The following is a 10,703-nucleotide window of genomic DNA, read 5'->3' as shown; positions in this document are numbered from 1 at the left end:
TCTTTTTTAACATTCCCTTGAAGTTCCTTAAAAAGTTTAGGGTTGTCACCGACCCGACCGAACTACTAAAATAGAAATTAACGCTTATGACTAAGGACGGTTTAATCTATGCAAAAAACAACTACGGATATAGACATTGGTGATTATTTAAAGCTATTTGCCTGCACGGCCGTCATGCTGCAGACACTTCTTGGGTTTGTTTTAACAACCACCCCTTCAGCAACTAACGAAATCGGCATCGGCATCCTTTACAATCTTATTAAGTTTACCGCACCGGCTTTTATCTTCGGTATTCTCTACACAACAGCCCGTAAATCGATCAACGCAGCAATTTCCTATCAACGTTACCTGGCACAACGCTGGCACGGCTTGTTTGTTCCCACAATTTGGTGGACAGCCATTTATTTGTTGGTAACACCGGACCTGCAACAGATTGGTCACTATCATAATTTACGGACCTTTCTCTGGCAGTTTATAAACGGTAATGCGGCACCCCACCTTTGGTACAACACAATGATGTTACAGTTCATTCTCTTAATGCCAATCTTTCTGTCACTTGGTCGCTGGGCCGCTACTACGCCGGTTCGTGGGCTAATCACTGCCGGTTGGACTATCGCCATCTTTTTGGCTTGGATTTTATTTTATGACTTGGAAGTTTTCCATGGCCCCCAAATGACCCATTGGTACCTGCTGGACCGGGTCTTTCCAAGTTTCCTGATTTACGGTGTCTTCGGTGTTCTTGCCTGGCAATATCACGAAATGGTTAATCGGTTCCTGCGAACCTGGTGGCCGATTTTCTGTCTCATCTTTTTAGCCAGTTTCTATTGGATTAATATTGAATTATTTCGCTTTGGTTCTCCGATTAAATTAATGAACGCGCCTTACTATAAGCCTTCAATGGTCCTCTATGATTTGGTCGTTATCAGCTTGATTGCCTCACTGGCAATTTTTCAAATTGATAATCACACCAGGGTCAACAAAGTTGTTCATATTTTAGCCGACTTTGCCTACCGGGCTTTCCTATCGAACGTTTTTTGGCTTTACCTGCTTTGGTCAACCTTCGGCAAGCAATTAGTCATTCATCACCTGCTGATTGGAACTGCCATTCTTTACGCCGGCACCTGGATGCTGTCATTTGGATCTGCCTTTATTATTCATTTCATTTGGCAGCGAATCCACCTGCTCTTACCAGCCCATCAGCCGCATCCCGCCAAATAAAACAGCGTCATTTAGCGTTTGAGAGTATCAACGTTAAATGACGCTGTTTTATAATGCTTTTAAAAATCAATTTATCATTTCAATGTTTAATAACCACTAATCTGCGACGGCCGTCGATTCTTTCAGCCACAGTGTCAACACACCGATAACTGCCAAGATAACGCTGACAGCTGCTAATATCGGTGCCGGCTGATCACTGCCAATTAAGTTGCTGAGACCTGACAGCACGTATGGTGTAATAAAAACGCCCACATTAATCCCGACAATTAAAATTGACGAGGCCAGTGTTTCGTTGCCTTTACCGGCAATCTCAGCCGATTCTGCAAACAAATAGGGGCCAACCAATGACGTACTAAGTCCGGCAATTGCCGTTAGTGTAAAAGTCAGGATCAGGGAATTAGACCGTGACATGGCAAACAACGCGATTGCTGCTACCAATAAACCAACTGGTAAAATCAACCGGTGGATCAACTTAAACAATCGGCCATATAAGGTGCCGCCAATCATGTTGGCAACACCTAGAATTGCCAATGCGATGCTGCCATCCGCAATTTTGCCATAGCCGGCAGTCAAAATCAAACCGGAAATTTTTACGATTACCGTCTGCATGATCATCATGCTAAAAAGCACCAACAATGCATAAACCAGCAACCGTCCTTTTAGTAACCGTCCAAAGCTGGTAGGCTGCTGTGAACTCAATCGCTCAGCCGAGACTTCAGCGGTCTGGTCATTGGGAGCGCCCCACCAAAACAGAAACAACACCGGAATAGCAATAAAATAATATAAATAAACCTGACGCCAGCCAAAGCCAATCAAAAATGATGAAATTAAAAACATCAGGATATTTCCAAGCGAGTTAACTGACCCCTGATAACCCATCATTGTTTGCCGCCGCGTCCCCTCATAATAGGCACTGATCAGACTGTAAGCCATCGCGTTAAACAAGCCAATTCCAGCTCCCAATAAGAACCGGGACCCTAAAATCAACCAAAACGAATTAACGACGATCGGGAGCAGACCGGCAAGCAAAACAATGAAAACACCTACTAAAACGGTTACCTTATTCCCCAGCTTTTTAGCGATCGGATTACTTAAAATAACAAAGATTAACACGCTTAAGCTGGGAATCGTGGTCAAACTTTCAATCTGACTTAACGGTACGCTTGGAAATTGTTTAACCATTAACGGAATGGTGCCGGCCACTGCGTTAGCACTGGTCAACAAAATCGAAATGGACAAAAGTGCGGGTGCCAGCCGCCACTTTGGTTGTTGTGTCATTGCTGTTTTCCCCCTCAATCTTTTTTAACGGCCAAAGATCGCCCTTAAATAGTGCCGATTGGCGATCGCCACCAACTTATCAACCAAGCTTAACGATAGTTTCCCACTAGATTGTTGTGCCAGTCGAATCAGTGGCGTATCTAAAATAATGGTCTCCATAAACTTGGCTTCCGGGCTGCTTGGATCTGAAATCCCCTTGGTCATATTCTTCTTAACGATCTCCGTCACTTTTCGAACAATCATAGAATGCGCGCTCAATTCCCGTGGTGTGTTCAACCGCGTATACCGTCCCGGCCGACTGACCGTTGGTGGCTGTACCGTTAACCCGCTCATCTGGGTAAAATCGGTCAAGCTGGGCTTACCGATCGGTTTGACATACCAGGCCGGTATTTCCCGTGCGGCATCATCTATCGACTGGCCATTCACCTTAACCGGCACCGGCGGTAATGTCTGATTTGATCCGGTCCCGACAATAATAAATTTGGCTGCTGTCGGCAACTGCCATTGCTGTTGTTGCTGATCCCACTCACTAAAAGCGTGAGCTGACAGTTCAATTGTCACTTTCTTGGTTTCACCGGCCTTTAAAAAGATCTTTTGAAACCCCTTTAACGCTTTTAGTGGCTTTAATGGCCGCTGTGGTGAATTCCCCACATAGGCTTGAACCACTTCGGCACCGTCCCGTTCACCGGTATTGGTTACGTTGACCGACACCTGAATTGATCGGCCGGCCTGAACCTGATCACTATTTAATTTCAAATCACTCAGTTTAAAATTAGTGTAGCTCAAGCCAAACCCAAACGGAAAGGCCACCGGCTGACCCGCTTTTTCATAGTAACGATAACCGACGTAAACGCTTTCGGCATATCCTACTGAACGGGGATTTTGATCGTAAATTTCAGCAGACGGCACGTCCTGATAGGTAATTGGATAGCTTTCAGCCAATTTGCCGGCAGGATTTACCTTACCGGTCAAAAGATTAGCCGCCGCATCCCCAACAAACTGACCACCCAAATACAGATTGATCAGGCCTTTAACTTTCGTCAGCCAAGGCAACTCAACTGGTGCGCCGGCAATTAATAAGACAATCAAATTGGGATTAACCGCTGCCATTCGTTCAATCAGCGCATTCTGATTAACCGGCAGTTTCATGTTTTGTCGGTCAAACCCTTCCGACTCATCAGTTTCCGGCAAGCCAGCCACAAAAAGGACTGTCTGGGCATTTTTTGCCGCCGTAACCGCTGCATCGGTTAATCGACCGGCCGTCTTATTTTCAAATGCATAGCCCTGCTGATAGTCATAAGTAATACCGGCTTTGGTTAAGCCATCCAAAATCGACGTATGAGCCGGCGGATTAATGTGAGAGGAGCCGGCTCCCTGATAGCGGGTTTCAGCAGCCATCTGCCCAACCACTAATAACTTTTCGGCTGATTGTATCGGCAAAATCCCGTCTTCATTTTTCAGCAAGACCGCCGCTTGTTCTTCAACTTTTTGAGCCAGCTGGCCATTCTGCCTTAACAACGCTTCTCGGTCGCCTTTAAATGCCGGTCGTTTCTTCTCAGCTACTTTAACGACGTTGCCGGCTGCCCGCAGTAAAGCTGAACGCTTCAATTGACCATCTTTCAAGGCAGCTAGTGCCTGTTGATCAAACATATTATGACTGGACGGCATTTCCAAATCGGTACCGGCATTCAGGCTGGCCACTTTATTATTTAAAGCGCCCCAGTCGGTTACCACCGCCCCGTCAAACTTCCACTGATGACGTAACACATCAGTTAGTAAATAAGGATTGTCGCTGGCATAGGTCCCGTTAACCTTGTTATAGGAACACATAATGCCTTCGGGTGCCGCCGTTTCAACGGCAATTCGAAATGCTTCCAAATACAGTTCATGAAGTGCAGTCTCATCAATCAGAGAATCCGATAGTAAACGATCATTTTCTTGATTGTTGCCCGCAAAATGCTTCAGGCAGGCAGCGACCCCTTCGGACTGCAGGCCTTTAATCCAAGCAGCCCCAAGCATACCTGCCAAGTAGGGATCTTCACTGAAATATTCAAAGTTTCGACCACACAAGGGATTTCGCTTAATATTAATGCCGGGTCCCAGTACCATATCGACCTTTAAACTACGGGCTTCTGCGCCGATTGCCCGACCCATTTGAGAAATCAGCTCCGGATCCCAAGTACAGGCCACAGCGCTGGCTGTTGGAAAGCAGGTGCTGACAACGCTGTCATTAATTCCCAACGCATCTCCTGTACCGGACTGGTAACGCAACCCGTTTGGCCCGTCACTCATTCGAAAGCTGGGAATCTGAGCTTTCGGTATGGCAGCTGACTGCCAAAAATCTGCGCCAGACGTCAATTTAATCAATTCTTCAGGCGTTAACTGCTTTAACCGGTCTTCCAAAGACTGCATAAAAATTCTCCTTCCGATTAATCAGTTTGATCAATCCACTTGTAATTATTTTTTAAAATCAGTTATATCTTACCATTGAACGAATTGCCAGCGATTAAAAAGTGCTTTGATCCGACTATGGATCAGAGCACTTTTTAATCGCTGCTGAGGGATGCTTGGATTGTTTAGTGTTAACTGCATTGCTTTGGGCACTGCTTAGGACCGCTACACAAAGCAATGCCGCTCCATATAAGAGATCAATTCGAAAAATCCAAACCCGGGATTTCCCGAATTGACGTCTTATATTCCGGGCATTAACCGCTTTGCTTCGCGCACTATCTAGGACCGCTACGCAAAGCAACGCTCTGCATGTAAGGGATTTATTTCAAAAACCCAGACCCGGGGTTTCCGAAATAAACGCCTTACACTCCGAACGTTAACCGCTTTGCTTCGCGCACTTCATCTTTACATGCCTAATTCCCACTTCCATAAACGGTTTGCCATACTGCTTAAATCCCAGCTTTTCGTAAAAGCCCTTGGCCGTTTCCTGCGCTCCCAGGTAAAAAGCTGGTTCGTCAGCGTACTTTGGGTCCCGCAGGATATTTTCCAATAATGCTTTTGCATAGCCTTTATGCCGAAAGTTTTTTAAAGTCGCAACTCGCTGAACGTGGACACCCTTGTTGGTTACCGTTACTCTGGCTGTCGCAACCGGCTGGTGATTTTCATAGGCGACGTAATGGGTTGCCTGATCATCAGTTCCGTCAAATTCCGCTTGCTCATCAATTCCCTGTTCTTTAATAAAAACCGCCTTGCGAATTAACCGAGCGTCCTGATAAACGTCATCCAAAAACACAGTTTGTTTAATTTCAACCACTTTTTCCACCTAATAATCTATGATTGCTCGTTATATGCCGTCACCGTAACATCATCACCATCAAACTGAAGCTTGGTCAAACTACCATTGGCCGGTCGCTTGGTAACATCAAATTGGCCCTGACCAAACCGCTCAACCAAACTTAATAAAGTATTGCCGTGACTGATTAATAAGACATTATCGCCATCCTTAATCCGGGAATCGTTTTTAATCAATGCCAGCCCCTGATCAAGGCGCTGCCAGTATTCTTCATTGTTTTCAGCCTGATGGAATGGATCGGCTTCTTTCAAATAATCTTTGGCTTTGCCAATTGAATACTTTTCAACAATTGATTTAAAAGTTGGCAGGCCATGTGGCGCGCCCGCAAGATACCAAGCCTGATCCATATCATTTCCTTCAAAATAACCATAAAACTCTTCCCGGAAAAATGGTGACGTGATTGGCTCTTTGATCGTCGATGCGGTATTTCGCTTCAAAATTTCTTTGGTGGTTTCTTCGGCTCTGGTAGTATCACTACAGTAAGCCGCCACAAATTTAACATTTTTCAGCTTCTCACCCGTATCAACTGCGTTTTGAATCCCTTTTTTAGTCAGCGGTGAATTGCTCCATCCCTGCAGCTTATTATAAATATTAAAATACGTTTGACCGTGTCGGACCATGTACAAAGTAAATTTCGTCATGTTTCCACATCCTTTGTCTTTGATACCCTAAGTATAACAAGTTGTTGGGAAGTTGCAGATAGAATTTTTAAGATTTTCCCGCTTTGATGCCTTATGCTCCGAACGTTAACCGCTTTGTTTCGCGCACCTTTTTTTAGGACTGCTCCTCAAAACACCACCGCTCCACACACTTTTTAGGACTGCTTCGCTACCCCACAAACCTGTATGTAAGGGATTTATTTCAAAAACCCAGACCCGGGGTTTCCGAAATAAACGCCTTACACGCCGGGTTATCCCGGGGTAGCTCCGCACACTTTTTAATTTTCCCCCAAATTCCCATTTCTCCCCTTTCTTCTTCGAATTTATCTGATACTATAACAATAAGTATGTATAGTATATTTGAAGGAGCCGGCGTTTTGAAATATGTTAATTCAATCCTTGCCAAATGCAGTACACGCAAGGGATTTCTTTTGTTATTAATTATCTGTTTTTGGGTTAAAACAATGTTTGCCTACTTTGTTGATTTCCGGTTAGGAATTAGTAACCCCTTTCAGTTTTTAATTGTTCTAATCAACCCATTGGCAACTTCCGTTCTGCTGCTGGGAATTGCGCTTTACTTTAAAAGAAGCCGTATCTTCTATCCAGTCGCAATTATTATTGCAATCCTAAACACAGTTTTACTATATCTAAACGTTATTTATTTTCGGGAATTCACCGACTTTATGACGGTTAGTACCATGACCGGTTACTCGAAGGTCAACCAAGGCTTAAGTGGTAGTTCACTGGCACTTACCAATTTTCACGATATCATTTACTGGCTTGATTTAATTGTCATTATCATTTTGATGGCTACCAAAAAAATTAAAATTGATCATCGCCCACTTAACAGGCGAATCGGGTTAGCTGTTACTTCCTTCTCCTTGTTATTTTTCGCCATTAACCTTTCACTAGGTGAAATGGATCGCCCGCAGCTGTTAACTCGGACGTTTGATCGGACCTATATCGTTAAATATCTCGGGTTGGACGCTTTTACGGTTTATGACGGTATTAAGTCGCAGCATACAAACGATTTAAGGGCAACGGCAACCAAATCTGAACTTAGTGACGTTTTAAAATTTACCCGTTCTCATTATGCCAAACCTAACAAAAAATACTACGGAATTGCCAAGGGAAAAAACGTGATTATTCTTCATCTTGAAAGTTTCCAGCAATTCTTAATCGGTAAAAAAATTAACGGCCAAGAAGTAACACCATTTCTGAATAAACTTTATAAAAGCAAATCCTCTTACTCATTCAGAAACTTCTTTCATCAAGTTGGTCAAGGAAAAACCTCTGACGCTGAAAACATGCTTGAAACCAGCACTTACGGTCTTCCCCAAGGATCGTTGTTCGCCCAACTTGGCAGTGATAACACGTTCCAAGCCGCACCGGCAATCCTAAAGCAGCGACGCAATTACAGTAGTGCAGTCTTTCACGCAACGTCGCCAGCTTTTGGAACCGAAACAACGTTTACAAGGAAATGGGGTATCAATACTTCTTTGATGCCAGTTATTATGATACGTCCGGTGACCGCTCAATGGGCTACGGTCTAAAGGATAAACTATTATTTAGAGAATCCGTTAAGTATCTGCAAAATCTGCAACAGCCGTTTTACGCAAAGTATATCACGGTTACCAACCACTTCCCTTACGACTTGGATAGTGAAGATACCAACTTTAAGACAACCGATACTGGCGATCATGTCGTAGATAACTACTTTGTGACGGCTCATTACCTGGATCAATCCATTCGAGAGTTTTACAGATACCTCAGAAAGAGCGGCTTATTGAAAAATTCCGTTATTTTGCTTTACGGTGACCACTACGGCATTTCCGATTCAGAAAATAAAAACCTGGCCAAGGCCCTTGGAAAGAATCCGGATGACTGGACAGATTACGATAATGCCCAACTCCAGCGGGTTCCACTAATCATCAACATCCCTGGCGTCAAAAACGGCTACGTTTCAAATAAATACGCTGGTGAAATTGATGTCTTGCCGACATTGATGCACCTGCTGGGAATCAGCACCAAACGTTACATTCAGTTTGGGACCGATATTTTCTCCAAGCAGCACGATCAGGTAGTGGCCTTTCGAAATCAGGATTGGGTCAGCCCGTCATTTACCTCAATCAGCGGTAACATTTATTCTAACAAAACCGGACAGGAAATGACGCTCAATAAACAACAGCAAAAGCAGGTTGATAAAGACAAAAAGCGAGTCGATAAGGAACTGTCATTATCAGATTCACTCAATGAAAAAAACCTGTTGCGTTTTTATCATCCAAAGGGCTTTGAAGCAGTTGACCCCAGAAAATATAACTATGCCAACGGTTATCAAAAGGAACGACGGATTGCTGAAAAACGTGGCAGAAAGTCAACCAGTCTCTATTCGAAGAAGGGCAACACTATCAAGGACTACGTCACAGACGCACCGGAAATCCACCACAAATCAACAGATTCCAACCGAATCAAGATTACGAACCCGGACGCAAGTAATAATGACAGTGGAAAATAATAGTGTGCGGAGCTAATCTGGGATAAACCGAAATGTAAGGCGTTCTTTTCGGAAATCCCGGGTTTGGATTTTTGAAAAGAATCCCTTGCATGCAGGTTTATGATTAGCGCAGCAGTCCTAGAATAGTGTGCGGAACAAAGCGGTTAACGTTCGGAGTATAAGACGTCAATTTGGGAAGTCCTGGGTTTGGGCTTTTCAAATTGATCTCTTATATGCAGAACGTTGCTTTGTGTAGCAGTCCTAGAACAGTGTGCGAAGCAAAACGGGTAGCACCCGGAGCATAAGGCGTTCTTTTCGGAAATCCCGGGTTTGGATTTTTGAAAAGAATCCCTTATGTGGAGCGGTGTTGTTTTGCGTAGCAGTCCTAGACAGTGTGCGGAGCAAAGCGTCTAGCACCCGAAGCATAAGCCAAAGTAAACGGGGATGAGAAGAACGAAACGGCAAACACAAGAAAGTCACTGGCTTCAACATTTATCCTACAATGTCTTAGTCATTCTGTTGGCATTGGCTTCATTTTTAATGGTTATTTTGGCGATTATAAATGTCATTACGTTAAAAAGCGGCATTTACAGATACATTTTCTTCCTGATCTGGCTTTTCTTCTTAATCGACTATCTGGTCCGACTTAAGCTCGCAGAATCCAAGAAAGATTTCTTGATTTCAAATTTGTTTGATCTGATCGCGTTAATTCCGTCTCATCCGGTCTTTGCACTCTTCCGGGTTGCCAGAATTTTTGCAATTGTTCGTGAATATAATCTACTGTGGAAATTGGGCTGGACTGGAAAATTTACCAATGTCATACACAGATTTCTTTATGACACCGGCTTTATCTACCTTTTTTCAATCAGTTTGGTTATTCTAATTGGCAGTTCGTTGGTATTTGCTTCCTTTGAACACGTTTCGCTTCAAGAGGCATTGTGGTGGGCAATTACAACGGCAACCACTGTTGGTTACGGGGACGAAACGCCCCACACCGCCGGCGGCAAGATTGTGGCTTCACTACTCATGCTGGGCGGCATCGGTTTTATTGGTTTGTTAACGTCCACTATTACCGGCTTCTTCACCAAACAAGATACTGAAGATGAGCGGGATAAGACACTAAAGCACCTTACCAGGCAAGTCAACCATTTATCCAAACAGGTTGCTCAAATGCAAAAAGAAATTCAAGGCCAAAATAAGCATACCAAACCAACAACCAGGAAAAAGCATTCAAAATAAGCTCAATCTCAAAAGGGCTGAAAGTCATCAAGAAACGATGACTTCCAGCCCTTTTGGTGATTATGAAACTATCAAGTAACGCAACTTAAAATTATTTGCATACCTTTTTAATATCAACCAGTGCAAAGCTCCAACTTTATATCGATAAATAACGAGCCAGTATTACGTAGTCGTTAATAAAAAGGCAGTGTTGTATAAAATACGTTTGCCAAAGGCCCCCAAATTATCCGGCACCGTTATCGCATTTTTGTGACTACCATCAGACAAAATGTGTAATTACTATGATTTGGCAAATAGGAAACTTATCAGTGAGAACTATTAAATATCCTCAAAATGGACAAATTAGTCACACAAACTGACTTCATATGACTAATTCTGTAAAGGCAGCCAAATAGATCAAAAGATCAGTAGTATGGTTTAAAGATTCAAATACCAAAGAATGGTACATTGAAAAATTATACAACAAATAATATTTTACAAAGCAAACGCAGATACTTATTAACCTAGTTAA

At 43.4% G+C, this 10,703-nt stretch carries 6 protein-coding genes and 1 pseudogene; 3 read left to right on the top strand and 4 right to left on the bottom strand.

Annotated elements, in window-relative coordinates:
- Nucleotides 1-108 precede the first annotated feature (108 nt).
- The gene (locus JCM14108_RS12930; protein ID WP_035181345.1) at nt 109-1,218 is read left to right on the top strand and encodes an acyltransferase family protein; all 1,110 of its coding nucleotides are present in this window, start codon (nt 109-111) and stop codon (nt 1,216-1,218) included.
- 96 nt (nt 1,219-1,314) lie between these two features.
- Here JCM14108_RS12930 and JCM14108_RS12925 read toward each other — a convergent pair whose 3' ends face one another.
- The 4 genes from JCM14108_RS12925 to JCM14108_RS12910 all read right to left on the bottom strand — a co-directional run bounded on the left by JCM14108_RS12925 (nt 1,315) and on the right by JCM14108_RS12910 (nt 6,441).
- A complete protein-coding gene (locus tag JCM14108_RS12925) occupies nt 1,315-2,496 on the bottom strand; it encodes an MFS transporter (protein WP_035181344.1) in 1,182 nt (393 codons plus the stop codon).
- A gap of 24 nt (nt 2,497-2,520) precedes the next feature.
- Nucleotides 2,521-4,908, bottom strand: coding sequence for a beta-glucosidase (locus tag JCM14108_RS12920; RefSeq protein WP_035181343.1), 2,388 nt, complete (start codon nt 4,906-4,908; stop codon nt 2,521-2,523).
- Nucleotides 4,909-5,323: 415 nt separating this feature from the next.
- Nucleotides 5,324-5,761, bottom strand: coding sequence for a GNAT family N-acetyltransferase (locus tag JCM14108_RS12915; protein ID WP_035181342.1), 438 nt, complete (start codon nt 5,759-5,761; stop codon nt 5,324-5,326).
- Between the two features lie 17 nt (nt 5,762-5,778).
- Nucleotides 5,779-6,441, bottom strand: coding sequence for a histidine phosphatase family protein (locus JCM14108_RS12910; protein ID WP_035181341.1), 663 nt, complete (start codon nt 6,439-6,441; stop codon nt 5,779-5,781).
- Between the two features lie 395 nt (nt 6,442-6,836).
- Here JCM14108_RS12910 and JCM14108_RS12905 point away from each other — a divergent pair.
- A pseudogene (locus JCM14108_RS12905) lies at nt 6,837-8,974 on the top strand (LTA synthase family protein).
- 423 nt (nt 8,975-9,397) lie between these two features.
- Nucleotides 9,398-10,192 carry a potassium channel family protein gene (locus JCM14108_RS12900; RefSeq protein ID WP_035181340.1) on the top strand — a complete coding sequence of 265 codons (795 nt, stop codon included), beginning with the start codon at nt 9,398-9,400 and terminating at the stop codon, nt 10,190-10,192.
- Nucleotides 10,193-10,703: the final 511 nt, after the last annotated feature.

The sequence above is a fragment of the Lentilactobacillus farraginis DSM 18382 = JCM 14108 genome (genome assembly GCF_000583655.1).
GTDB classification, from domain to species: Bacteria; Bacillota; Bacilli; order Lactobacillales; family Lactobacillaceae; genus Lentilactobacillus; species Lentilactobacillus farraginis.
This window is presented reverse-complemented; position numbering and strand designations above follow the sequence as displayed.

Coding starts and splice junctions, on each gene's coding strand:
- JCM14108_RS12930 (WP_035181345.1), top strand. CDS start 109: ATGCAAAAAACAACTACGGATATAGACATTGGTGATTATTTAAAGCTA.
- JCM14108_RS12925 (WP_035181344.1), bottom strand. CDS start 2,496: ATGACACAACAACCAAAGTGGCGGCTGGCACCCGCACTTTTGTCCATT.
- JCM14108_RS12920 (WP_035181343.1), bottom strand. CDS start 4,908: ATGCAGTCTTTGGAAGACCGGTTAAAGCAGTTAACGCCTGAAGAATTG.
- JCM14108_RS12910 (WP_035181341.1), bottom strand. CDS start 6,441: ATGACGAAATTTACTTTGTACATGGTCCGACACGGTCAAACGTATTTT.
- JCM14108_RS12900 (WP_035181340.1), top strand. CDS start 9,398: ATGAGAAGAACGAAACGGCAAACACAAGAAAGTCACTGGCTTCAACAT.